20 protein-coding genes are annotated in these 25999 nt (G+C 53.9%); 9 read left to right on the forward strand and 11 right to left on the reverse strand.

What is annotated here, in order from left to right:
* The first annotated feature begins 106 nt into the window (after positions 1-106).
* Together hslU and MFFC18_RS02720 are read left to right on the forward strand one after the other, a co-directional pair.
* A complete protein-coding gene (gene hslU, locus MFFC18_RS02715) occupies positions 107-1459 on the forward strand; it encodes an ATP-dependent protease ATPase subunit HslU (RefSeq protein WP_075084682.1) in 1353 nt (450 codons plus the stop codon).
* Positions 1460-1589: 130 nt separating this feature from the next.
* Entirely contained in the window at positions 1590-2774 is a 1185-nt protein-coding gene (locus MFFC18_RS02720; protein WP_075084681.1) for a phosphoglycerate kinase, read from the forward strand.
* A gap of 75 nt (positions 2775-2849) precedes the next feature.
* Here MFFC18_RS02720 and MFFC18_RS02725 read toward each other — a convergent pair whose 3' ends face one another.
* The 6 genes from MFFC18_RS02725 to MFFC18_RS02750 form a co-directional block, all read right to left on the reverse strand.
* Positions 2850-4445 carry a hybrid sensor histidine kinase/response regulator gene (locus MFFC18_RS02725; protein WP_075084680.1) on the reverse strand — a complete coding sequence of 532 codons (1596 nt, stop codon included), beginning with the start codon at positions 4443-4445 and terminating at the stop codon, positions 2850-2852.
* Entirely contained in the window at positions 4435-4884 is a 450-nt protein-coding gene (locus tag MFFC18_RS02730; RefSeq protein ID WP_075084679.1) for a response regulator, read from the reverse strand. Before MFFC18_RS02730 ends, MFFC18_RS02725 begins: the two co-directional genes overlap by 11 nt.
* On the reverse strand, positions 4881-7121 hold the full coding sequence (locus MFFC18_RS02735; RefSeq protein ID WP_075084678.1) for an ATP-binding protein: 2241 nt from the start codon (positions 7119-7121) through the stop codon (positions 4881-4883). Before MFFC18_RS02735 ends, MFFC18_RS02730 begins: the two co-directional genes overlap by 4 nt.
* Positions 7114-7731: a biliverdin-producing heme oxygenase gene (locus MFFC18_RS02740; protein WP_075084677.1), complete on the reverse strand. Its 618-nt coding sequence runs from the start codon at positions 7729-7731 to the stop codon at positions 7114-7116. Before MFFC18_RS02740 ends, MFFC18_RS02735 begins: the two co-directional genes overlap by 8 nt.
* A 329-nt stretch (positions 7732-8060) precedes the next feature.
* Entirely contained in the window at positions 8061-8633 is a 573-nt protein-coding gene (locus MFFC18_RS02745) for an RNA polymerase sigma factor (protein ID WP_075084676.1), read from the reverse strand.
* Positions 8634-8845: 212 nt separating this feature from the next.
* Entirely contained in the window at positions 8846-9316 is a 471-nt protein-coding gene (locus MFFC18_RS02750; RefSeq protein ID WP_075084675.1) for a hypothetical protein, read from the reverse strand.
* A 489-nt stretch (positions 9317-9805) separates the two neighbouring features.
* On the opposite strand from MFFC18_RS02750, the gene MFFC18_RS02755 reads away from it, so the two are divergent.
* From MFFC18_RS02755 to MFFC18_RS02765, 3 genes are all read left to right on the forward strand, one after another.
* Positions 9806-10465, forward strand: a complete 660-nt coding sequence (locus tag MFFC18_RS02755) for an FHA domain-containing protein (RefSeq protein WP_075084674.1) — start codon at positions 9806-9808, stop codon at positions 10463-10465.
* Between the two features lie 393 nt (positions 10466-10858).
* Positions 10859-11422 (forward strand): RNA polymerase sigma factor, encoded by a 564-nt coding sequence (locus MFFC18_RS02760; protein WP_075084673.1) that lies wholly within the window; start codon positions 10859-10861, stop codon positions 11420-11422.
* Positions 11423-11489: 67 nt separating this feature from the next.
* A complete protein-coding gene (locus MFFC18_RS02765) occupies positions 11490-12185 on the forward strand; it encodes a hypothetical protein (protein WP_075084672.1) in 696 nt (231 codons plus the stop codon).
* A gap of 7 nt (positions 12186-12192) precedes the next feature.
* On the opposite strand, the gene MFFC18_RS02770 is transcribed toward MFFC18_RS02765, so the two are convergent.
* Positions 12193-13322, reverse strand: a protein-coding gene (locus tag MFFC18_RS02770) for an IS630 family transposase (RefSeq protein ID WP_202907504.1) whose coding sequence is annotated in 2 segments (ribosomal slippage) — positions 12193-12896 and positions 12896-13322 — 1131 coding nt in all. Because the reading frame shifts where the segments join, the coding sequence is not laid out codon by codon here.
* 327 nt (positions 13323-13649) lie between these two features.
* On the opposite strand from MFFC18_RS02770, the gene MFFC18_RS02775 reads away from it, so the two are divergent.
* Positions 13650-14390, forward strand: coding sequence for a tetratricopeptide repeat protein (locus MFFC18_RS02775; RefSeq protein WP_075085352.1), 741 nt, complete (start codon positions 13650-13652; stop codon positions 14388-14390).
* Positions 14391-14413: 23 nt separating this feature from the next.
* Here the strand turns inward: MFFC18_RS02775 and der are convergent, their stop codons facing one another.
* Positions 14414-15766, reverse strand: coding sequence for a ribosome biogenesis GTPase Der (gene der / locus MFFC18_RS02780; protein WP_075085320.1), 1353 nt, complete (start codon positions 15764-15766; stop codon positions 14414-14416).
* Between the two features lie 132 nt (positions 15767-15898).
* Between der and MFFC18_RS02785 the strand changes: the two genes are divergently transcribed.
* The 3 genes from MFFC18_RS02785 to MFFC18_RS02795 all read left to right on the forward strand — a co-directional run bounded on the left by MFFC18_RS02785 (position 15899) and on the right by MFFC18_RS02795 (position 19598).
* Positions 15899-16789, forward strand: a complete 891-nt coding sequence (locus tag MFFC18_RS02785; protein WP_075085319.1) for a uracil-DNA glycosylase — start codon at positions 15899-15901, stop codon at positions 16787-16789.
* Between the two features lie 311 nt (positions 16790-17100).
* Positions 17101-18507, forward strand: coding sequence for a DUF1598 domain-containing protein (locus tag MFFC18_RS02790; RefSeq protein WP_075085318.1), 1407 nt, complete (start codon positions 17101-17103; stop codon positions 18505-18507).
* Positions 18508-18674: 167 nt separating this feature from the next.
* Positions 18675-19598 (forward strand): sulfotransferase domain-containing protein, encoded by a 924-nt coding sequence (locus MFFC18_RS02795; RefSeq protein WP_084417239.1) that lies wholly within the window; start codon positions 18675-18677, stop codon positions 19596-19598.
* 121 nt (positions 19599-19719) lie between these two features.
* On the opposite strand, the gene MFFC18_RS02800 is transcribed toward MFFC18_RS02795, so the two are convergent.
* The 3 genes from MFFC18_RS02800 to MFFC18_RS02810 all read right to left on the reverse strand — a co-directional run bounded on the left by MFFC18_RS02800 (position 19720) and on the right by MFFC18_RS02810 (position 25964).
* Entirely contained in the window at positions 19720-20913 is a 1194-nt protein-coding gene (locus MFFC18_RS02800) for a M24 family metallopeptidase (protein WP_075085316.1), read from the reverse strand.
* Positions 20914-20956: 43 nt separating this feature from the next.
* Entirely contained in the window at positions 20957-23386 is a 2430-nt protein-coding gene (locus tag MFFC18_RS02805) for a HEAT repeat domain-containing protein (RefSeq protein WP_075085315.1), read from the reverse strand.
* A 142-nt stretch (positions 23387-23528) separates the two neighbouring features.
* A complete protein-coding gene (locus MFFC18_RS02810) occupies positions 23529-25964 on the reverse strand; it encodes a Lon protease family protein (protein WP_168211067.1) in 2436 nt (811 codons plus the stop codon).
* Positions 25965-25999: the final 35 nt, after the last annotated feature.

Genomic DNA, 25999 nt, shown 5'->3' on the forward strand with positions numbered 1-25999 from the left:
ACAAGCCCGAAGCGCAAGCGAGTGAGTCGACCGCGATATTCACTGGCTTGTATTGGCAAACCCAAACCAACTACTTCACACTGCACACTGCCAACTTCAAACTAAAATGAAAACCCAACTCAAACCTCGCGAAACCGTAGAGCAACTTGACCGCTACATCGTCGGCCAGGCTGATGCCAAACGCGCTGTCGCCGTCGCGATGCGAAACCGTTGGCGCCGCCAGCAACTATCCGCAGAGATGCGCCACGAAGTCTCGCCCAAAAATATTCTGATGATCGGCTCTACCGGTGTCGGGAAAACGGAAATCGCGCGGCGTTTGGCAAAGTTGACCGGTTCGCCGTTTATAAAAGTAGAAGCCTCCAAGTACACCGAAGTCGGCTACTACGGTCGTGATGTCGAGAGCATGGTCCGTGAACTGGTCGACAACGCGATCACGATCGTAAGAACTTCGGAGCAGGAGCGGCTTAAACCGCAAGCCGATCAGAAAACGGAAGACCGGTTGGTAGAATTGCTCTGCCCGTCTCCCGGCAGCACACCATTTGGCGGGAGTCTGTCGGACGCGATGAAGCCGGAGCCTGATGAGTCTTTCGAACGCACTCGCGAAAAGATGCGAAAAATGCTGGTCGACGGCGACCTCGAAGACCGCCTGGTCGAAGTCCGTGTCGAGCAGAAATCGGCGCCGATGATGATCGGCGGCATGGGCATGGATCAGATGGACGGCGACTTCCAGGGCATGCTGGAAAAGATTATGCCGAAGTCGCAGTCGAAGCGGGAAGTGAAAGTCAGCGACGCGCGAAAGATCATTTTCGAGCAACAGTGCGATGCAATGATGGATGAAGAGGCCGTCAATGCGACTGCGATCGCGCTGGCGGAAAACGAAGGCATGATCTTTCTGGACGAAATCGACAAAGTCATTGCTTCTGAATCCAAGTCCGCCGACGTTTCACGCCAGGGGGTTCAGCGTGACTTGTTGCCGATCGTCGAAGGAACATCGGTCAAGACTCGCCACGGCTACATCCAGACGGATCACATTCTGTTCATCGCTGCCGGAGCCTTTCACAAAAACCAACCCAGCGACTTGATGCCGGAGCTACAGGGACGATTTCCGATTCGTGTCGAGCTAAGCGATTTGACTGAAGGCGATTTCGTTCGCATCCTCACCGAACCGAAAAACAGCCTGACGCGTCAGTATGCGGCGCTGCTGGATACCGAAGGCGTGAAGCTGGAGTTCGCTGACGATGGCGTTTTGGAACTTGCCCGAATCGCGACGCGAGTCAACGAGACGACGGTGAACATCGGTGCTCGTCGGCTGTACACGATTCTGGAACACTTGCTGGAGGAGCTCAGTTTTGAGGCTCCGGACATGTCGACAGGAGAGATTACGATTAACGCGGCCTACGTCCAGGAACGGCTCGGGAAAATCGTGGAGGACGAAGACTTGAGCCGCTACATTCTCTAGTGGCCCGTCAAACCTGCGTTGACAGGCCCATCGTTTCCGCATCGTCCGCGGTTCAAAATCCGAGGGTGGATGCGACGCTCTTAATCGATTAAATTTCCTCTCTCCAGAAACTCCTAAACACAGAAACACCATGGCCAAACAAACCATTGCCAACGTCGATGTCGCTTCAAAAACTGTACTCATGCGAGTCGATTTCAATGTGCCGCTCGATGATGACCTGAAAATCACTGACGACCGTCGCATCGAAATGGCTTTGCCCAGCATCAAATCCGTCATCGAACGCGGTGGCAAGCTGATTCTCATGAGCCACCTCGGCCGTCCGAAGGGCGAAGCCAATCCGAAGATGAGCCTCAAGCCTGCGGCCGATCGCTTGGCAGAGATTCTTGGATCGCCGGTGTACTTCGCCAGCGATACGGTTGGTCCGGATGCGAGTGCGAAAGTCGAAGCCCTCGCCGATGGAGAAATTCTGGTTCTCGAGAACCTGCGTTTTGATGAGCGCGAGAAGAATGGCGATGAAGGGTTTTCGGCACAACTGGCTGCTTTCGCTGACATCTATTGCAACAACGCGTTCGGAACGTGCCATCGCGAGCACGCATCCATGTTCGGCGTTCCCAAAGCGATGGGCGACAAGCCAAAGGTTGTCGGTTCGCTTGTTGAGAAAGAAATCAAATATCTCAGCGACGTGATCGCGAATCCGGAACGGCCCTTCGTCGCCATTCTCGGCGGCGCGAAAGTCAGCGACAAAATCAAAGTCATCGAAAACCTGTTAGGCATCTGCGATCACGTTATCATTGGCGGAGCGATGGCCTATACGTTTTCGCTCGCTCAAGGCGGCAAGGTCGGAGGCAGTTTGGTCGAGCCGGACTATGTTGAGCTTGCGAAATCGCTGATCGAAAAAGGTGGCGACAAGTTGGTGCTTCCTGTCGATACCCATTGCGGCGACGACTTCAGTGCCGACTGCAACAAGCAGGTTGTTGCCGCAGGCGAAATTCCGGACGGCTGGGAAGGATTCGACATCGGCCCTGAATCGGCGAAGAAGTTTGCCGAGATCATCAAGTCAGCGAAAACAGTGGTTTGGAACGGGCCGATGGGCGTGTTTGAGATGGCTCCGTTTGCCGAAGGCACTAAAACCGTTGCACAGGCGATTGCCGATGGCGACGCGGTTTCCATTATCGGCGGTGGCGACAGCGCCGCAGCCGTGGCGCAGCTTGGCTTCGAAGATTCGGTGACGCACGTCAGCACCGGCGGCGGGGCAAGCCTGGCGATGCTTGAGGGTAAAAGCTTCGCCGCAGTCGAAGCACTGGACGAAGCCTAGGTTTCCGGCGCGCGACTGCCAAAAGAAAACGGGCGATGTGCTCGCTCTAAATTGCCAATCTGGCATTGGGAAGTTTCAATTCTGACGGACGCTGCACCAGCGGTCCAGCGTCTGCAGAAACTGAGCTCGGTTGATCGGCTTGGTCACCAAGTCGTTGGCACCTGCCGAAAGAGCACTTTCGCGAATCCCGCCAATCGCGTCAGCAGTAAGAATGACAATCGGAATTTTCACATCTTGCGATCGCAGTCGGCGGGTGACTTCCAGACCATCGACTTGTGGCATTTGAATATCGGTCACGATTACGTCGGCTGCAGCGTTGTTTGAGCCAACAAAATCCAGAAGCTGTTGGCCATCTTCGACAACGATCACCTTCCCACCAGCGCTTTCAATAAACTTTGTAATGACAAAACGGGTGGCCCGCATGTCTTCCGCGACCAGAATTTTTCGCCCGCGAAGATTCTCGTTTTCGGCGGTTTCCCTCGCGACCGATTGATCTGAGACGATGGTTGGTTGAGTGAGTTCGCGAATTGGAATGATGACCGTAAAGCAGCTTCCTTTTCCGGGCTGGCTCTCCGCGTGAATCGTTCCATTCATCGCGGTGGCCAGTCGGCGACAGATCGCCAGGCCTAAACCGGTTCCTTTGACCTGCTCCGTTTTGTCCTGTCCGACCTGAACGAACGGCCTAAAAACGTTTTCCAGGTCTTGTGCATTTATGCCCCGACCGGTGTCGCGAATCTCAAACTTTAGCTTTGACTGATTTCCGTCACGATCCAGATCGACATTGACCGCGACCTCACCCGAAGGCGAAAACTTGATCGCGTTGCCAATCAGATTCACCAAAATTTGACGCAGCCGGATCGGATCAAGCTCGGCAGCGACGGGAATCGAATCCGAAGCGTTGAGCGTCATCGAGATATCGTTGTCTTTGGCGCGCACCGCCATCATTTGAGTCGTGTCTTCGAGAAACGGCAGCAAGTCAGTGGGCTGAGGATTAATCTCCAGCATTCCGGCTTCCATTTTGGTCAGGTCCAGCAGGTCGTTGACGATTTCGATCAGATAGTTGCCATTGTCGCGAATCATTTCCGCCATGTGATGCTGTTCGTCGCCTAGTGACTGGCCGAGCAACAGTTCCGCCAGTCCAACAACAGCCGTCATCGGCGTGCGGATCTCGTGGCTAATGTTCCCGATCAAAGTCGATTTTGCGCGGTTGGCTGCGTCGGCAGCACGCTGGCTCTCGCGCAGCTTGAGCATCATCTTGTGGCGTTCGATCGCGTTGTCGACCGTCCGATGCAAGACCTCCGGATAGATCGAATCCTTCCCGATATAGTCCTGTGCTCCGTTCTGCAGCGCGATCTTCGCGTTGTCAGCGTCCCGGTTTCCCGTCAGGACAATGACGGGCAAGGAAGTCGTCGAGTTTTCATCCGTTGAAAGGTTCTCTAGAAACTCCAGACCGCTCATGATCGGCATGTCGAGATCCACGATCACACAATCGGGTTCCCAGTCATCGTCTGCGTGGCACAGTTCAAGACCATCGCGACCGTTGTTCGCTTCACGAAACGAATACCGCCGCAGCGGTGCGCCGCGAATCAGCGCCGAGCGGACGCGTGCGCGGTCTTCTTGCGAGTCGTCGATCAAAATGATTCTCTGGTTGCCACCGTTGCTATTCGGCATGGGTCTCGCTCCTCGCCGGTTCGGCCAGATCCGCTTCTTCAAGCCAGTAATTCAGAATCGTCTTCAGCCGCGCAATCATCGTGGGCGTCTCCACCAGCTTTTCGTGAAACGCGTTGGCACCCAGCCGATAGCATTCGGCGACTTCGATCGGATTCGTTGACGTCGACAATACAACACAGGGCACCGTGCACAATCGCGCGTCTGATTTGAAGGCTTCCAAAGCTTCCATTCCGCCGACTCCCGGCATTCGCAAATCGAACAGCGCCAGAGAAGGATAATCAATCGTCGCGTCCCCAACCTGTTCGATCAGCGGTTCGGCTCGGTTGAAACGGGTCACCCGAATCGCTCGATCCGAATCTTCGCATGCGATTTCGAGAGCCTGGAAGTCCTCGTCGTTGTCTTCGAGCACCAGCAATTTCGCCACGCCAATTTTGGTCATTCGGTTTCGCCCAGAGTAAAGTAAAACGAAGTTCCGTTGCCGACAGACTCTATCGCAATCGTGCCGCCATGTCGTTCGACCATTCTTCGGACGATCGTCAATCCAGCACCTGATCCTCCTCCGTAAACGTCGCGATCGTGCAGCCGTCGAAAGATCTCGAATACCTGCTCGTGATGTTCCGGCGCGATCCCAATGCCATTGTCCTTGACCTGAACCGTCTTGACGCCTGTTTCGGGGAGATGACTGAGCGGAGTTTCTGCAGTCGGGAGCACCGCAATTTCGATGCGTTTTGGATTGGAGTCGTTGTATTTTATGGCGTTAGTCACGAGGTTGCCAATAATTTCCCGGACACAGGCGAAATCACCACGAAGCTGCCCGCCGGTCACGATTTTGATCTCGACGTCGTCCGGTTGCCGACCCGCAAACAGGATGTCTTTCGCTTGATCAATGACTTCCTCCACCGGGAACGTTTCAAGGTTCAGGTCCGCCCGGCCTGCCCTCGAAAATCGAAGCAATCCGTCGAGCAAATCGTTCATCCGTTTCACGATCCGCTTCAGGCCTTCCATTGACGACTGATAGTTGTCGTCCGACAGCGTTGCGGCGCGCTCCAGCAGATAAACGTAATGATGGATTCCACGCAGCGGTTCTTTCAGGTCGTGTGAAGCGGCATAGGCGAACGCGTCGAGGTCCGTGTTCAGACGCCGCAACTCATCGTTGGCCTGACGCAACCGCTCGGCCTTTTCGACAACCATTCTCTGTAGACCGGTCGCCAGTGAATTCGCTGTCTCACGATCCGCTTCGGTCCAGGGGTTGCTTTTGTTTTCGCTTAATTTCTGCCAGGCCGCAAACGACTTCCGTGGAGTCAGGCGACCGGATTCGTTCGTGACCGATTTTTCCGGGTTGCCAGCCCAGAGGATGGTTTCCTGGACCGGTTTGCGGAAAAACAGCAGCATGCCGCCAAGATGGTTGCCCAGTCGAATTGCCAACATGCCTGCGAGCCGATCGTGGTAGTCGTCCGCGGTCGGCAACCAACGCCTCAGCTCTTCGGTGTAAGCAACTGTTTCTTCCGGTCGCCGCGATAGCTCGGTCGCAATCTCCTCCACCGCTGTCAGGTTCGGAACTTCGCCCCAGAAAAAATTCTGCTCTTCTGAAAACCAAACCAGCCCGTCCGCGTCAAGCAATCCACAAATCGGCTCTGCAGATCGCTCGAGGCCTTTGGCGAGATCATCAAAGTTGGTCAGCACGACCAGATGCTCGCCAATCGTATCTGAAATCATGACCTGTCGACGCAAGTATTCCTGCTGCCGACGGCTGGTCAGGTAGGCCGACAGCACAGAGCCGCACAACTCGCAGGCGTCTCGCAGTTCTGGCGACACGATCTTCGCCGAATTGTGATGACAGGCGATAAGTCCCCAGAGTTGATTGCCTTTCATAACCGAGATCGACATGCTCGCGCCGACGCCCATGTTCGTCAGGTATTCGATATGAATCGGCGAGATCGCTCGCAAGCTCGAAAACGTCATGTTGAGCCGTGGCTGGTCTGGCGTCGCGTGTAGAATTGGCACGGGCATCGCACTGGTGTCGGCGATCGTGCGAATCCAGTTCAGCTCGTACAACCGCCGTGCGGGAAGAGGAATATCGGTCGCCGGGTAGTGCAGTCCCAGATAGGCTTCCTGGTTTTCGTTTTTCGATTCTGCAATCACGTTGCCATGGCCGTCAGGCAAAAACTGATACAACATCACTCGGTCAAACCCGGTGAAATTACGGACTCGATCGACGACGGTGCGATAGGCGTCCTCGAGCGGTTGGCGTTCGATTTCGATGAATAGCTGCCCTACCAAGTCGGCAACTTTCGCGGGCTCCTTGCCGATGGCTTCAAATTCAAAAATCGCCAAGCCATCACATCGATGTGCTGAAACAATCCAGCTACCTTTTTCGTTGCCGAAAGGTTGTCGCTTCGCATGATCGCCGGAGTTCAGCGTGGAGACGGCGGCAAGCTGTGAAGCGAGATCAGGAAATGCCTTGACGAAGGTAAATCCCATCAGGTCTCCATCAGGCATCGCGGCAACTTCGCCACAATGTTCGCTGGCAGAGGCAATCGTTCGCGTAGACAGGTCGACCGCAATCAGATGGCCGTGTGGCTGGATCGTTTCGGGAACATGAATTGGTTCACGGTCGCAATTGGTGAGTTCGGTTTCGCCTTGCAGCGGCGTGTCTGGGAGTCTGGAATCACGCATGGAGAGACGGATCCTCAAGCAGGCTTAACTCGGTGCGATTCCAACTTGAAAACTCACGCTCGAACTGGGCAAAGGCAAATCTGGCGGCCTGCACAACGTCGTCTTGGGACGCGTCGATTTGTCCGATCCACGCAGTGAATCGTTTCCACATCTGCGGCGTCTCCGAGCCGTAGGCAGCAAAGAAGTTCGCTCCGTCGCTGGCTGAAAGTCCGAGTGAACGTTCGAAGCGCGGTAGCATCCCGGTGGCGCCGAGCGTCATGCCTTCCATTACGTAAGCGTATCCAGCAGCAGTCGCCAGCGAAATGGAATCGCGTCGCGGTACCGCGTGGAGTTCATCGGGGACGGATTCGCCAAGACTGATCAAATCACTACCGAGCCAGTTTGATTTTTGCAGTCGATCTTTGTAGTCCGGCATCGCGATGGACGGATTGCAGGATGAAAAGAACGCGACGGCTGCTTCGCATGGCCTTATGGCTCGTAGATAGGCCACCAAGGCGGTGATGTAGGTTCGCCTGGAGCCAAGCATGATCTTCAAGTCAATGAGCTCATGCAATCGCATATGTTGGTCCCGCGTTTTGGCGCGGAGCAGTTCCCGAATCCCGTTTGGCACACTGTGCCCTTTCTCGTTTCAGCCTTTAATAAGCGACAATTATATACTGGTCGGGAAGTTCGAACATAGGATCAATATGCCGTATCAAGTCGAAATGCCGTCGGTCAGCATGGTCACGTTAGCCAATGAAATAATTGCTTGCCGCCCGGGTGAGTTCTGTCAAATGGGCCCAAGGGCGTCTCTCGCTTCGACTTATGCAGCCGTCGAAATTCCGCTCGGTATCTGGTGATGCTGTCCTCGGAACTTTAAACGTGAAAGCCACCACACGAAAAAACGCCGCAACGAAAGCTCGTTGCGGCGGTAAAAAGTTTATGGATTACTCGTGGTCGTCAAACCGTGGCCAGTTCGTCAACTTCGCGAGCCAGACGCTTACGCGCTGTGTGCAGACGACGCTTGATGGTTCCAAGTGGAGCCTCAAACGAGTCAGCCATTTCCAGCAAGGACTGTCCGTTGACATAGAACGCGACCAGGGTGTCACGATCCATCTCGCCAAGTCGGTCCAGACCAGCGCGGACTTCGTCCTTACGCTCAGCTTCGAGAGCGAAGTCCAGTGGCGACGAGTCGTCTGTCACAGTTGCTTCAAGCATTTCTGGCTCAACTGCAACCGAGTTCTTGCGTCGAACAGAACGGTTGATTGCCATGCGGACGGTGATCTGACGAAGCCATCCGATGAACGCTTCCGGTGTACGAAGTTGTTCAATCTTCAGCATCGCCTGAACGAAAACGTCCTGGCAAAGTTCTTGAGCATCGGCGTGGTCGCGCAGGCGACGCATGGCGATGGCGTAAACCGTAGGCTGGAATCGCTCGAACAGTTCGCCGAAAGCATCTCGGTCACCAGCTTGTGCAGCTCGAACCAGATCCGCTGTAGTCAGGATTTGAGTGTATGTGTTGATAGCGTTCATCTTCTTGTTCTCTTGTTTGATTCATCAGCATGTAGCGGTTGGCATGAGAACGCGAGCAAGGCACGAGCGTTCATGCGCGAGCAGCGTCAGAGGCTTTCGAGAGAAAATCAGATCGATGTACGAATGCACAAATCGAACTGGCTTTCAGCGAAAGCAGCGATTCAGGAGGTGGAGTAAAGTTGTTCCGCCGCGGAGGCGGGCTCTGGAATGAGCTAACTAACTCGGGTGCTACCTGAACTGCCCGTCATCGAGGGGCACTGCTGACAACTGCTGCCGGTCGTCTCCACAAATAGCCGTTCAATGGCCGGTTTGAGGAGCTTTGCCATGGACTGGGAAAGCGATTTGCCTATCCCATTACCACCATTGGTGGCGTTGCCGTTGGCATTGACGACGGAGGTCAGTAACCCGCCGTGACGTCTCTGGTGAGAGTCACCTGCCGGTTGGACCGCGGCGCAAAGCTGGATGTGCCATTGAGATGACGCGGAGTCACTGACAATGCGCAACATGTCCACGGCTGTGACGCGATAACGACGGATGACGTTTGCGATTGAGCTGTTGATGTATTGACGCATTTCAAAACTCCCACGTGCAAGGCACGGAAAAGAGAACGTTGCGAGGGAAACGATTTCGCTCGCTGTATCCTTGGCGAGCAGGCTCGCCGTATCAAAGTATTGTCGGCTCAAAAGAAGAATCCAATGAGCCTTCCCAACTCTATCACAATAAAGCGTTTAGAGCCGGCGTGAAAATCCATTCACGCCAATCAGACGCGATCGGACAGTAAAGGTTCGCCTAAATCTTTGGCTTTTCTTTCGCTGGCTGAAAGCTGCACGCTGCTGGCACTTTTCTGTGTTGAAAGTTCGCTTCAGTCCGCGTTTAGGGATTTGCAGCCAACGAAGAGTCGCATCAGACACTTTCTGAATTAATATGGACCTTCTTCCATTGCCAAAACCGCCAGAAAGCGCACAATCTGGGAGTGAATCCAGGACATCGCCACCAATTGATTGTGGTTTTGGTTGCCATTAGAGGCGTTTACGGGAATAATTTAGCAACGAAAACCCGCTGTACATAATTCTAAAAGTGGTTTCGTCGGGCATCGATCCGATATAGAGTGGGATGAGAACCACTAACCGCCGATGGGAATTTGGGATAGAAGAATTTAGGAGCAAGGGCGTATGCAGGTTGTTTTGAGAGTTGTCGGGGGCAAGCACAATGGTCGGGAAATAAAACTAGCCGTCCCCAAGTTCATTATCGGTCGCGGTGAAGGTGCCCATCTCCGACCTTCGAGTGATTTGGTCAGCCGCCACCATTGCGGCATCTCCGTCACCGACGGACAGGTAATCGTTGAAGACCTTGGAAGTCGAAACGGAACCTTCGTCAACGGCGAGCAATTGAGTGGTCCGCACAACGCTCGTTCCGGCGACACGATCCGTATCGGCCGCCTCCAGTTCGAACTGGTGATGGATCCAGCGCGGTCTGCGAAGAAGGCGAAAGTCACCAACGTCGTCGAAGCCGCCGCGCGAACTGCAACCGCTTCCAAAGAAGGCATCGAAGACAGCATCTCCGATTGGCTGGAAAACGAAGTTGCGCCACCAACTGAATCTCGCGCCGAAACCGTTCAATTCAGCATGGAAGAAACGCAAACGATCTTTGGACCGGGAGCGGAAGGCAGAGAGCAATCGTCCGGGGAGATCGTCGTTGATCAAGTAGAGCAGGACTCACAAGAGCTCAAGAAAAAGGGAAAAGGCAAACTCCCGCCGATTCCAAAAGTCGTTCATGAAAACTCAAAAATTGCAGCGGACGAAGCTCTGAAGAAATTCTTCAACCGCCGCTAGGACGTCGGTTCAATCAATTCAGCCAATTATGGCAGCAACACGAATCGTGTTGCCGCCATTTTTTGTGCGCCGATTGCCGATCAGCTAAAAGCGTAACCCCAAGGCAATCTGCGGTAAGTCCGCGGTCAAAGCGTCAACACCTGCCTTGGACCTCCTAATCCAAATGGCTTCAGGCCGCTGGCTCAATACATACAGGTTAAGGGGGGCGTTTCAGATTCCATGCGATTTGATGAATAATTCACCAATATCCGGTCCAGTCCGACGAAATACTGGCTCAAACGAATGACAAAGCTGAAACCCGGGGCTCGAACCTGGAGTAGGCTTTCCGTGTGACAGTGGCGAATTGCAGCTATAATCAGGCAAAATCGCCGCACATTGGAGAGGGGTGAGACCGTGTCAGAAGACTTTCCTATTTTGGTAACCAGATGCATCGCAGGGAATCAGCCTGCGATTGGAGAGCTTGTAAATCAGTTCCGTGGCCAGGTCTTTGGGCTTTGCTACCGAATGTTGGGCCAACGTGAAGACGCAGAAGACGCGACTCAGGAAACCTTTGTCCGGGTCGTCAACAATTTGCACCGTTGGGATCCCACGCGAGCTTTCGAACCCTGGTTGCTGACGATTGCAGGAAATCGCTGCCGTACCAGACTTGCAAAGCGCAAGCGGCGTCCGACAGTTCTGACACTTGACTATCCCGTCCCGGATGCGACTGTTGAGAAACGAAAGGCCGAACTGTTGGCCGAAGAAGTTTCACTGGGACTGGTTGGAATCCGCGACGAATATCGCAAGGCATTTCTGTTGTTTCATCAGAAAGAAATGTCGTATCTTGAAATCGCCGAAGTCATGGAAGTTCCGTTGGGAACGGTCAAGACTTGGGTGCATCGGGCTCGTCGCGAGTTGATCAATCGTTTGAGAAAAAGGGGCGTACTTGGTGAAGGATCCACAGGACAAAAAATTTAGCTCGGAAACGGGTGCGTCTGACTGTACATCAAGTTGTGAATGCGTTGAGGACCGGATTCATGAGTTGATGGACCTTCGACAGCCACTGCTTTCTGACGAATTGGTTCGCAATCACATTTCCGGGTGCGATCGATGTGCCGAGTTGGTGATCGACTTTGGTGCGCTCAACGATTCGCTTTCACAGATCCCATTGTCTACGCTGCAACGGCTTTCTGGATTGCAGGAGTCCGAGTTCGAAACGGTTGAGCCGCGTTCTCGTATGCATCCGTTTTCTTTCATCGGATCGATTGCTTGCGTGCTGTTGGTCATGCTCACTTCAGGCATCTGGTTCTCAGGTCAGGCTGAACAATCGGCACACGAAAGCCCAGTAGCGCAGAACGTTGAATTGGCCAGCGAGCAGATTGCGTCGGAAGAGTCTTTGGGCGCTGAATCGTTTCATTCCGGCGACGACAGAGAGCCGTACGCTTCGCAAGTGCTGCACCAGCTTGCTTTTGTTTCTAATCATAGTGCTCCGTCGCCAGCAGAGTTTATCAACACCGCCAGTCTGGAACAGATCAGTGGCCGTGTGGAACCTTTTCAGGGCTATCTCGGGATGACAGCAGACCTTCCGGGAATCGGTCCGGTTAGTAATTCGTTCAACGCGACGCTACAGCTATTTAAATCCATTTCGGAGAAGCAATCAGCGCCTAAGAAACGCAAGAATGATGATGCACCTGATGTGGGCTGGAATGATGATGCCGCTCTGCAAATCTGTTGTGCCTAGTGGTCTGTCAGAGCTGAATTGATGGGTAAAGCTTCTTTAGTTTTATTCTTGCATCGTCAGTTTTGAATTGCCAATCAACGGTTGCTTCCGACTCGTTTCTTCCACGGTTCCAGGCTGCAACCTGTTTTTCGAGTGTCTTTTTGGTTGGGATTCGCCTGTTGAGACATTGCTTTGCCAGCGAAGCCAGTTCGGTTTCGGCCATGTTGAGCCAGCTGCCGTGTTTGGGCGTATAGTGGATTTCCAACTTCTCGATCAACCGACGAGCCTCCTGCGGTTCAAAGGCCTCGTACAGTGAGCCAGGCTTGTGGGTGTTGAGGTTATCCATGACCAAGACAATTTTCTCCGCGTCAGGATCAAGCTCGTCAACAAGTTTCTTGACGACATGGGCGAAGTCAACTTTCGTTCGTCGATCGGTCACCTCGACGTGGCGCCACCCTGCCAGTGGCTCAAAAAGCATAAACAGGTTCGCAACACCGTTGCGTTTGTATTCGTAGTCCTCTCGAGCTGGAGTGCCCGGCTTGGCGGGGATTGGAGTTCGAGTTTCGCCAACGAGTTGCTTGCTCGTTTCGTCAAGACACACAACAGGACGTTTGGCGTCGTAGGGGCGTTGATACACCTCAAGGACATCTTCCATGGCAGCTACGAATTCAGCGTTCTTCTCGGGAGGGATCACCCACTGCTCCTTCAAGTGAGGCTTGAGTTCGTTTTTTTCAGCGTCTCGCGGACACACTCGTGGCTGACCGAGTCGACAACTTCCAAAGCGATCAGACGATCAGCAAGCAAACGCAATGTCCACCGACTTCTGCCCTCGGGAGCTTCACTACATGCAGTTGCAATCAACGTCGCCTCAGCTTTACCGTCAAGCTTACGATAAATTCGCTTGCCAGTGTTCTTGCGAAACACTGCCGACTCCAACCCCTCTTCGACGAACCGCCGACGAATGCGAAATACCGTCGAAAGGCTCACTCCGGAAAACTCTGCGTTCTCCTGATCAGTCTTTCCCTGGTCGGCTTTGAGCAGAACGCGAGCTCGACCAAGAACAGAAACCGACTTACCGCCTTTGCGAATCAAGTCTTTGAGTAAATGACGTTCGCTATCAGTCAAATCAACAACAAAACGTTCTGACTTCGTTTTCATCTCGCCCTCCGTGGCAAAAAAGAAGACAATGAACGATAGCCAAAAACTAGTCAACTCAACTTTGACAGACTACTAGAATTTGCCGGGTAGTTTGCTGGTGCAGGCTGGACTCGGGCGCGAGCTTACCCATCCGTTCTTCGATGGGCGTGCTTATTGGGCGTTACTGCATCAATTGCTATCGCTCCGTGATTCTGCTGGCACTCGTCGATTGAGACATTTACGAAACGTGAATCCTACGAAACGTGAATCCTTATTGAGCTTGAGCTCGAATTGTCGATTCGCTATCGTCCGCCAAAAGCCCAGTTTCAAAACGTGGTAATTTTGGCGATGTCTGCAACTAAACCCAACACCAGTATGCCTTGGCAGGCATTGGCGATTCTCGCATTGTGCGTATCAGCTGTGGGTTGCAACCTCGGCGCCCAGCAGAGCAATATTGTTGGCCAGCAAGCGTATCAAAACGGAAACTACATGCAGGCGTTGGGCCGATTTCAGCAGGCCCTGTCGCAGAATCCGAACAATCCTGACGCGAACTACAACCTCGCGGCAACGTTCTATTCAATGGGAAAAAATCAGGGCAACGCGCAGTACCTGAGCCAGGCGGAACAGCTGTATCGAAAAGCAATCAGCCTCAACGGGCAACACTCCGAAGCACACCGGGGGCTCGCAGCGTTGCTGATCGAAACCGGTCGCGAACAATATGCTTTCGACTTACTTGACGGTTGGAAACAGCGGGTGCCAAACTCGGCCGAACCTCTGATCGAACTGGCCCGACTGTACCAGGAATATGGCGACAACCAGCACGCAACCGATTTGCTGGCGGATGCACTCAAGGTCGATGGAAACAACCTTCGCGCTCTCAAGGCGATGGGTCGCGTGCGGGAAACGCAGGGACAATCATTGCTGGCGCTCGACAACTACATGCGCGTGTTGCAGCTCGATGGAAGCCAGACAGACGTTGCTCAACGGGTTGCGTCGCTGCAGCAGCAGTTTTCCCAGTCGGGTGGCCTGCAACAAAATCAGAACTACTCGCCTCGCTACGGTTCGACCAACCCATGGCAAACGCGTTAGTTCGCGAGCCGTCGTCCCGTCGATTACGTGTCCAGCAATTCTTCTTGTGACTCTGAACTGCTGCTCGCTTCAAGCACCATTCGAATCGGGACTTCGCCGAAATCCAGCGTGTCGCGGAACACGCCCAGCAAATACCGGCGATACGTTTTCGAAAACGAATCCGGATTGTTGCACTTGAGCATGATCGTCGGAGGCGAGACTCCGATCTGCGAGGCGTAATAGATCTTTGGGCGGCGTCGGTTCGAAGCGATCGGCGGCGGGTGTCGCACCAGGGCTTCTTTCACGATCCTGTTCAGCCGCGGGGTCGGAACGCGATAGAGGCTTTGCTTGAACAGCATTTGCGCGTGGTTCATCAGCCGCTTACAGTTCTGTCCTGTCAGCCCGGTTACGAATGCTACGGGGCAGCAGGCCATCGACGGAAAGTTGTCATGGATGTAGTCCGCCCAACGTTGCGTCTCCATGTGCTCCGCCATCTTGTCCCACTTGTTGACGACGAACACGCAAGGCTTGTAGTTCTGCTCGATGTAATTGCACAGCTTGCGATCGACTTTGCTGATCCGTTGGGTGCAATCGAACATCATCAGCGCGACGTCCGCGTGGCGAATCGAACGATGTGCCCGATGCGTTCCATAGAAATCGATGTCAGTTCGGCTTTTGCCGCGCCGCAACCCCGGCGTGTCGATCGCAACCATGGTTTTGCCGTCCATCTCGAAACGAACGTCGACGCTGTCTCGAGTGGTCCCGGCGACTTCGCTGACGATCATCCGGTCGGCTTCGGAAAGCGTATTGATGAACGTGCTCTTGCCAACGTTCCGCCTTCCAACGATGACGAACTTCATATCCGGATCTTCGATCTCCTTGGCATCCGGCTGAGACTCTGGCGGTAGCGATTCATGCAACGCTTCGGTAAGCATTGATTTGCGACGGTTGTTTTTTGCACTGACAAGGATCGGTTGGCCGAAACCAAGTGCGAAAAATTCGCTGGCCTGAGTTTCCCAGTTGTCACCATCACACTTGTTCGCCACCAGCAGAACCGGTTTTTCAAGTTTGCGAAGTCGCTTCGCAACCGATCGGTCCAGCGGTGTGATTCCGTCACGAGCATCGACGACAAACATCAGTACGTCAGCGCCCTGAATGCCGAGCTCAATTTGATGTTCGATTTCCTCATCGAGTTCGTCGACATCGTTGATTCCGATTCCGCCGGTGTCCACAATTTCGAAGTAACGGTCCTTTTCGTTGATCAGAAACGTCATGCGATCCCGCGTCACTCCAGCCATATCGTCAACGATCGCCAGCCGACGTCCGGCTAACCAGTTGAAGATGCTAGATTTACCGACGTTGGGTCGACCAACGATCGAAACTTGTGGCAGAGACATGAGAATTTTACGAACAGCGCGAAAGGGATGCGGAATTCGGAATCCGCCCGTTCAAAATGTTAGCTATTTCCGATAATTTAACAGGGTGAAAAAACGGTTTCGACGCAGGAACCTCAATCAAAGGCGTACATTGTGGACCCAGAGCAGACCGAAATCGACCTCCAGAAGCTACTGCAGCAACAGCTACACTCGCTCGCTCAATTTGGAGTTCGCGAAATCGCTGCTGGAAATGGTGACGTGGCGTTTCAGTTCGTGTCGGCCGCAACCGAGTCGCAGCCCGACTCTGATACTGATCCAGCGGAAGGCTCTGAAGCAAAAACGCTGCCCCATGCGACGACCAGCGCGACGGCGGCGATGACCGTCAAAGAGTCTCGCCCGGTCGCAGTTTCCCCGGCCGCTGTTCCGAAACAGAAAGTCGTGAGCGAGAATTGGGGGCCAGCAACAGATGTCGCAGACCGACCGGCGGCGCTGGAGGTCATCAATGCCGAAGTTCGCGGATGCACGCAATGCGAAGAACTTTGTGCCCATAGGACTCAAACGGTCTTCGGTGTTGGCAATCCAGCAGCTCGCCTTGTGTTCGTGGGTGAGGGGCCGGGGGCCGACGAGGATCGGCAGGGAGAACCTTTCGTCGGAGCGGCCGGCAAGCTGCTCAACAAGATCCTGGCCGCTTCAAAGCTGAAACGGGAAGACGTCTACATCCTCAATACCGTCAAATGTCGCCCGCCCCGAAATCGCAACCCGACCGAAACGGAGATTCGCAGTTGCTGGGGATATGCGGATCGCCAGCTGGAGGTCATTCAGCCGGAGTTTATTTGTTGTCTGGGCTCAGTTGCCGCGAAAACAATGCTGCAGACGACTCAATCGCTTGGCCGGCTGCGCGGTAGATTTCACCCGTGGAAGGGAGCAAAGCTGATGGTGACCTATCACCCCGCTTATTTGCTTCGCAACGAAGGCGCGAAACGTCACGTTTGGGAAGACATGAAAATGCTGGTCAAAGAGATGGGCATCGAGCTGTCGAACTAGCAATAGGGCCACTGCCTTTCCCTTTGAGCCATTGGTCTTTTGACGCTAATTCAGGCGGCGAAACAGGAAAAATCCGTAATTCCCCGCGTCGTTGGGGAAATTCAGCGACTAAGCTTGAAAACTCGGGAATTTCTTGCTTGTTCGTTTAGCGGTAACTAATATTCAAGAAGGGATTTTCTGCATTATATCCATCGCTCCGGCCCGTGTCGGTTTGGCGACCGGAGTATTCTCCGCAGAATCGAATCGACAAGAAAACACAAACAATCGCGTCGTGATTTCGACGTCGGATAAACACGCAACTGGAGACTTCAATGCGGGCTCATTCAAACAGGTTTTTTGCTTTTGCCATCGCTGCTCTGCTGATGTTCGGAGCGGCCTCGGCTTACGGGCAAACTGATGGCGGTACTGACGATGGCGGCGACGGAGATCCAGTGACCGGTGGTGTTCAAATCGACGCCAACAACGTCCTGACTCGACGAAGAGTCGTCGCCAATTCGGATGCCCTCTCGCGTGAGCGATGGAAGCAGGCTCAAGTCAAACTGAACAAGGAGATCCAGAAGGTCAGCGACCTTCGCAAGGTTTCACTGGTTCGCCTTGAGAAAGAAGTCGCACGCCTCAAAGCCGCAGGAAAGCCTGTCAACGACGACATCCGCTACCTCGCAGGGCTGACTCGAATCACTCACGTTTTCTTCTACCCTGAAGAGAACGATATCGTAATCGCAGGACCAGCCGAAGGATTCTTCCTCAACGGTCAGCATCGCGTCGTTGGCATGGACAGCGGCAAAGCGACCTTGCATCTTGAAGACTTTGTTGCTGCGTTGCGAGCATTTGGTCCGGACGGAAAACGAGCTTCTCTGATCTCTTGCTCGATCGATCCGACTCAGGAAGGCCTGCAGCGTTTCCAGGAAGCACAACGCTACGTACAAGCTAACTACCGCGGTCTGCATCAGGCACGCGAAGTCGCCCAAACTTTTTACAAAGCGATCGGGCATCAAACGATTACCATCAACGGCGTTTCTAACGAAACACGTTTCGCTCAGGTTCTTGCCGAAGCCGACTATCGCATGAAGCTATATGGAATCGGCGTTGAGCAGCCTCCTGTTCGAATGACAACGTTCATCGAAGCTGCTTCTCCCGCGACCGGCGGTGCTGGAAAGCTTCAACGTTGGTATTTCCAGCCAGACTACGAATGCGTCAAAGTAAGCGAAGATCGCAACTCGATGGCTCTGGAAGGCACCGGAGTCAAACTGGTTTGCGAAGACGAGAGCGTTTCGGCTGATGGCAAACGGACTCGTAAGAGTGGAGCCAATGGAGCGAGCAGAAAGTTCTGTGCTTCGTTCACCAAGAATTACGACAAGGTCGCTCAGCGAGCAACCGTTTTCGGCGAACTGCGTAACCTGATCGACATGAGCATCACGGCGGCGTACATTCAAAAATCAGATCTGTATCGCAAAGCCAACTGGGACATGACCACGTTCGGCAGCGAAGACAATTTTGCGATTGAAGTTTATCCGGCACCAGAAAAGGTTGCTCCGGTAATCAACGCTGTCGTCAAACAGGGACGGCTGATGACTCCAATCGGAGGCGGCGTCAACATTCAGCCGCGAATCGCACTCAACAGTGATAAAGCGTCAGTCGACGCCGATGGGAAGGTCGAGTCCGTTCGTGACTCGATCAAGTTTGAGAACTTGGCCGATGGCCAATGGTGGTGGGACTAATCCTCGAACGCTTAGTTTCCAAAGAGCCGTGAATCACCTGATTCACGGCTTTTTTTGTGGCTGTCACCAAGCTAGCACCAACTGAAATTGCTCCCTGAGCCATTCGTCTCTACCATCGCGCGGAATTTTGAACGCGGCGCCGATTTCGTACAACCGCACAACCTTCGATGGTGGGAGTTCCCTTGGTGAGTGGACGAACTTACTTTTGCATTCGTGGATACATGAAGTCCGGTACCAACTGGGTCTGTCGGTTGCTGAATTTGCATCCCGACATTCACAGTTCGGGCGAGTTTCATTGGTGGAAATATTTCGAAACTTACAATGAAAACAACCGCGTCTTCCAGAACCTCGCCAACCAGGAAAAAGAGGACGCGATCGTCCGCCGCGGTCTGGAGAAAATGACGCTGGAAACGCTCGACTATCTGGCTCCGGCACACGCCAAATTTGTCGGCGATCGAACGCCACACACGCTTCACCCGATCGTCATCCGCAACGCGCCCCATATCTCAATCGTACGCGACTGCCGCGACATCATTGTCAGCCGCATGTTTCACTACTTCAACTTTCCGAACATCTCGAACTACTTCCGACGCTATCCGGCTCGTGAAAATATTCGTAAGCAGTTCGTGAAAGATCCCTGGTTCTTCCATCAGTCCCCGGACCTGCTGCTGGCCGATGAATCCTTCGTGCGCCAAACCGCACGGCAGTGGAAACAATATCTGGTCGCTGACCGGAACACGATGAAATGCCATCCAAAGCTGCCGGTCAAACTGGTGAAGTACGAAAACCTTCACGAAGACCTACAGGGTAAAGCGGAGGCGCTGGTCAGTTTTCTCGGTGCCGATCCGTCGAAACTGCCGCAGATCCCCAGCCATTTGATGCCCGGGCATCGCGAAGAAAAACCCAACAGCTTCAATCGAAAAGGCGTCGTGGGCGACTGGATGAACTACATCAATCCGGAAGTCGCCGGATGGATTCATGACGAAGCCGGCGATGAATTGATACATCAGGGCTACGTTGAATCCAAGGCATGGATCACCCGAGTTACTCCGGCGCAACCCGAGCAGGTGCGTGCAAATCGCGCAGCCTAATCGTTGCGTGGTTTAATTCTGACCGCAGCAGCTCTCGGCAATCGTTTGCCAGAACAGGGCTCAGTTTCCGCTCGCTCGATCACTCCGTATCAGCAAGACAAACGTTCGCTTTCGTCGCAAACTAATCCTCGGACAGGATCTTGCGAATCTCCGTTTGAATGCCGCCGGTGACGTGTACTTTGGACTCACCGTCGACGAATACGTTGATCTCGCTACGGATACCGAAGGGCTTCATGTAGATTCCTGGTTCGATAGAGAAGCAGGTTTTGGTCATCACCAAACGCTCTTCTTTCGTTTCCAGGTTGTCCATGTGAGCACCGTTGCCGTGCGTTTCACGACCGATGTTGTGCCCTGTTCTGTGGATGAAGTATTCGCCATAGCCCGCTTCATCAATCACGTCCCGTGAAGCCTTGTCGACTTCCCAGCCCTGAAGTTCCCGACCCGCTGCAAACGCATCTTTCGCGCATTTGATTCCCGCGTCCCGCGACGCTGCCACGATGTCGAAAATCTCTTTGTATTCGTTCGGTACAGAATCGCCAACATAGCCGACCTTGGTCAAGTCGCTGTACACGCCCAGCGGCACGTCCATCTTGGCCCACATATCCAGTAGCAGGAAATCACCCTCTTTGATTTCAGCGTCCGATCCCGGTTGCGGCGTGTAGTGTGGGTCTCCACTGTGCGGCCCGACGGCGACAATCGGCGGATGATAGGTCGTCATGTTGTTCGCGGCATAGTAAGACATAACGTGGTTCTGCAGATCTGTTTCACGGAGCGTTTGACCGCTTTCGATACTGTCGCGAACCATTGACCAGGCCATCTCGAACGCGGCTTGATTCAGTCGGTCGGCTTCAAGGTGAAGCTCCCATTGTTCGCTCGACCAGCGAGCTTCGAAATACTGAACGAGATTTCCGGAACTGGCAACATCGGGCCCCAGCGATCGAATCAACTCTACGGTTCCACCATCAACGCGTGAAACGTATGGATTGGCGTTGTTAGGCGAGTATTCCATCGCGATTTTTCCGGCGGAGCCCAAAATCGACTTGAGTTCTTCGTGAAGTTCCTGCCAGCGAAGGTAAATTCGCTTCTGCCCCGGCAAGTGGTCGAGGGCTTCCGTTTCGATGCGATGGACCAGTTTTTGTGGATCGCCTTCCGCCGGAACGTAGAAAAAGTATCTTCTTGAACCGACGTCATCGGGCTCGATTCCCAGAACTCGCTGAGCCAAAACATTGAGCCCGCGAAAGTCATACAACAACCAGCCATCAAATCCAAATTCCTTGATGGCGTTCTGAATCGCTGGAAGGTCAAAATTGATCATGATCTTGCGCTCGAGAGTACACAGGTAACTGCAACCATTTTAGTCAGTTCGTCTGCACGTCGGAACCAGTGCGTAGTTCTACGGAACCGGTATCAGTGTCTTTCGCGGACAGATTTCCAAGGAACGCTTTCACCTCAACCGCTCGTTGGCGAACCGCGGAGTCCTCGTCAGTGGTTAACGTTTCCAGCAGCGACATGTATCGCGGCAGCGGCCGAGCCTGGATCAATCTGGCGACGGTGCTACGATGTAGCGGGTTATCGCTACGAGCCAACGCTTCGATTCGATCTTCTTTCCAACTCCGTCGCTCAGGGATGTACTTGTGCGGCGCGTCGGCGAAAACAAATTTGGATCTCCGCCAAACTTCATAGTCATCCTCGATCGCTGCGATTTTCTCGAACCATTGAGATCTTAGCTTCAAGAACATCTCGGCGCCTTGTTTGCAATCAAGATTCGCAATCGCATAGTCAATCGACTCCAGTTCATCGGCTGATTCCCTGTCGCCAGGAAACAGACGAACTCCATCGGCTACGCCGTCCGGGCTCTGTTTAACTTCATCCTTCAGTTTCGACAGGATTTCCAGTTGAACTTCCGCGGGAATGGTTTGAGGAATCCCGACGCTGTTTTCATAAATGCCTAGCAAGCATCTTTGGCGGACGTCGGGCGGCGAATCCAGATAGCAGTCGACGAACATTTGAGGCGTCGATTCAGGCCACAGGCGAGCAAGATAGTTCAATCGCAACTGAAGCCGAACTGTCAGATGCATCGTTTCGATTTTATCGATGCCGGAATCAAGTTCAGGCCAGAACTCCATCGCTATCGAAGGACGAGGTTCGTTCGCATGATCCAGAAACAGGAACTCAAGGTGTGGAGCGATTGGCCATGGATCGGTCGGAGTCTTAAGTGAAAGTAAATTCGCGATTGCAGCCATTGCGGTATCGGCGTCTTGATCTTTACTTTTAGCCAGCAACGGGTTCGGTGCGATGCTTTGCTGAGCCAAATCAAGAACGTACTTCCGGTTCGACTTTCGCCATTGGGCTCCGCCTTTGGAATCGAGAAACAACATTTCGTATTCGGATAGCTTTACCTTCGTGCTGCCAAAAGGTTGTTGCGGTCCCATTGACCACAACCAGCGACGCCGTAGAAACTCGTCTGACTCATGTCCACCGCAAATCGGCTCGCGATATTTTTCGAGATGAAGCATCCCGGTTTCCAAGAGCGATGCCAGCTCCCGAGTGTCTGAATTCGAGAAACTCAAGGCGTGACGCTGGTACATCCGCCACGCACTCGACGTTGGCTTGGGCGGAGCAAGCCGGAAGCGATGCCGGCCGATTTTGCGTTCCAGCTCGTTGTATTGATCCGGGTTTTCGAGATTGAGTTTTTCGTCGAGATACCACGCTGCATAGATCCATGGCTTCAGGTGATCGATTTCCGGGACAGATTCCCATTGGAAAATTTCTCGCGATGAGCCTTCATAAAATTTTGGCCATCGCTCCCAGTGGCTATCGGTTAGCCGTGTGATCAGCTGCTCTTTGTCCAGGCTTTGGGCAACCAGTTCCGCTAATCGTATGGTTTCCATCGCCGTCTGATTGTCGATTACTCGATTTCCCAATCGGTCCAGCGTGCGGGCGGCCAGTTCAGCAGTGATTTCCGTTTCAAGCCCATACTTCTTCAACAGGAAACGATCGATTGCATTCTGGAGCAAAGGTTCGGTCAGCGTAAATCGATGGACCGCAAACCATGACCGATCCTGACTCAAAAACTCAGCCAAGGATTGATGCCATGCATCGGATGGCTCGAATTCGCTGACGCAGGCCGTACGGAACAGCTCCCAGAGTTCCGCTTCTTGGCGATCTCGTTGCGCATAGTCGATAGGCTTCGCTTCGGTTTGCGCACGCGAAGGCTCGGTTGTGACAGCGACGGCAGCTAATTTCAGCAACGGAAAAAAGTAAACGAGAAGAGCGAGTGGGATCAGCCACAGGGAAACCAGAATGAACAGCTTGCTCCGCTGTGGCTCGTGTCGGTTCGCTGCAATCAGCAGGCTGAGGAACACTGGCAAAAAGATCATGAACCAGAACAGCGGCATCCATAACTCAGCCCACAGCGGTGCGAGAAAGTACGGGTTGAGGAACAGGTCCTGAACGGTGCTGCGAATTTGCAACGCCATCATTAGCCAACACGCTCCGTACACCAGCATTCCGGAATAAAACGCTGCTCGAATCACGGGCCGATCACCGCGTATCTTGGTAAGCTTCCACGCAAGACTCGTCGCATGGATCAGTACCAGAGTGACGGAAATGAAATCTGGTTCCAGAAACGGACGCGGCGACAAAATTACGTAGAGGCCGAACACGATCATCCAGCGTCGGTTAAATGGTCGCAGTGCACAATGCAACGCTTCAAGTGAAGAATCGCCCTCGCGGGATTGGATGGCCGAAGCGTCGAGAGTGTCGACTTGTAAGCTGCTGCCGGCCATTGTTGCACACCAAAAAAGCGAGATCGTTCAATGTCATCCTAACAGCTGGCTGTTCCTGCTGCGAACTTTCAGCGGATACATACATGCACGAGGCGCGAACGCGACGTGCTGCAGCGAGCAACATTGAGGATCACAACCGGCTTCAGTCGCGGATGCTGATGGGCGGAGGCGTGGGAGGCATGTCCTCGGGATCAGGTTCGGCCTTTTCAGTTTGTGTGAACTGGGCCGGGCTGGACAGCGTGCGACGCCAAAACTGGTGGGCTTTCTCAACGGCCATCCCAAGCATCGAGTCGTCTGGATAGTTTCCTTCCTCGTCCAGCGCTCCAATTTCGTGGCCCGTCATCAACGCGAGAGCCTCGTGAATCGTTTCGACCGCGTAAACATGAAAGGCACCTTTGCTGCAGGCTTCGACCACATCATCGCGAAGCATCAAATCGCCAGCGTTGGACTTGGGGATTACGACGCCCTGGTCACCTGTCAAAGTTGAAAAGTTGCACGCGTCGAAGAATCCTTCGATCTTTTCGTTCACGCCGCCGATGGCTTCGATGTTCCCGTGTTGGTCGATCGCTCCTGTCATCGCCATCGATTGCTTGACGGGAATATCAGTCAACGCACTTAGCAGGCAAACCATTTCAGCACCGGATGCCGAATCGCCATCGATTCCGCCGTAGGATTGCTCGAACGCCAACGAAGCGCTGAACGCCAGCGGATGTTTCGTGCGAATCAGATGACGCAGCAACCCGCCAAGGATGTGAAAGCCCTTGGTGTGAATGGTGCCGGACATCTGTGCGCGACCTTCGATGTTGATCAGCCCTGCCGTTCCCGGTCCAATCGTCGCGGTGATGCGAGCCGGGAATCCATAAGTTAGCGGCCCCGAATGCATGACAGCCAAGCCGTTGATCTGTCCGACAATCGCGCCGGAAGTTTCCACCATGATCGTGCGGTTGTTAACCATCTCCTGAAACTTTCGCGACGGAAGACTGGCCCGTCGCTTGGTCCGCCGCACGGCTTCGACAATGTCGGATTGCTGTACCAGTTCGCCGTCTGCCAGGAACGCGGCTTCGCGAGCAATGTCAGCGATGCGTCCAAACTTTGCGGTCAGTCGATCAGGCCTGGCAACGATCCGGGCACCGTGCTCAGCCAGTTCCGCAACGGCGGATTTGTGAAAGTGAGGCAGCGACTCTTCTTCGCAAAGATTGGCAATCACCTGCCCGTAAGCGGCGATGCCGAGGCTGTCTCGCAGGATCTCGCTATCGAAATCCGCGAGGACTTTAAACAGCTCGCGAAAGTCAGGGTCGACATGGTCCAACTGATACCACGTCCGCGCGTCGCCAATCAAAATGACACGCACGCGGATTTGAATTGGTTCCGGTTGGGTGACGACTGTCTGTCGCATCCAGCTTGCTTCTGGTGGCACGATTTCCAGCATGCCAGTTCTCAGCGTACGCATCAACGCTCGCCAAGCGCCGGGTTCCGACAACAGATCGTAGACATCCAGAATCAGATAGCCTTCATCCGCTCGAAGAATCGCACCGGCATGCACGCCGCGATAATCTGAAACTGCAACGCCGTTGGGACCAAAGTCCGGTTCGACGGTTCCCAGCAGGTTCATCAGATTCGGCATCGACTCCTCAACTACCGGTCGGGATTTAGCGTCCGCCTGAGTCAGCACGACATTGACGCCGTAGAGAATTTTAAGCGGCGGGTCTTCTTCGGAATCAATTCGAAACTCAATGATGTCTTTGACGACATCGGCAAGAAACTCACGGACGCTCTTCAGGTCCCAAGTGTTCGAAATCCGCGTGACCCAGGGTTCGATCAGTTCGTTCGCCGCAGTTTCGTTGATGGATTTGATCTGTAGTGAGGCCTCGCGGATGTGCTCATTGATTTCTCGACCAATGTCCTTGAGTTGTTTTTGATAGCCGTTAATTGCCGTCTCGATCTTTTCGACAGCTTCGCTCGTAAGTTGGCCCTGCGCGACGAGCGCACCAAGCCGATCGGTCGGCACGGGCTGACCCTCAATGACAGGAAAGATTCCGGCCTGTCCGGGCCCCTGCCCCTGAACCAAAGCGAGCCCGTCGCCCTGAAGCGCGTCCTCCAGCGGTTTCATTTTCGCTTTGATCTCTTGTTGAACGGACTCCTGGATCTCGTGTCGTTGCGAGGACCACGGTTCGCCTTCGAGCGATTTGACCAGATCCGATTCTGCGAACTCGGCCAGCTCAATCATCTGCTTGCGAAACTTTGGGCCGTCGCCAGGCGGAAGCTCAATTAACCGAGGGTGCTCGGGCCGTGAGAAGTTGTGCACATAGCAGAAATCGCGTTTGGATTCTGAAGTCGGCGCCAGTTCAGACAGCAGGTGCCGAACCATGCGGATGCGACCCGTGCCTCGCGCGCCTCGCACATAGATGTTCTGGCCGGGAGCCAGACAGGTGATCCCGAACTCGATGGCTTCGCGAGCGGTTTGCTGTCCTTCGACATCGCGCGAGCCAACCAGTTCAGCTGTGGTTTCGAATCCTACGTCGCCTGAACAGCAGGACCAACGAAGATCTTCAACAGGTACCAGGGTCTTCAGTTTCACGGGAGAGTCGTGTTGCTTGTCGCTCATCTTGTTCG

It is taken from the genome of Mariniblastus fucicola (assembly GCF_008087665.1).
In the GTDB taxonomy this organism is placed as follows: Bacteria; Planctomycetota; Planctomycetia; order Pirellulales; family Pirellulaceae; genus Mariniblastus; species Mariniblastus fucicola.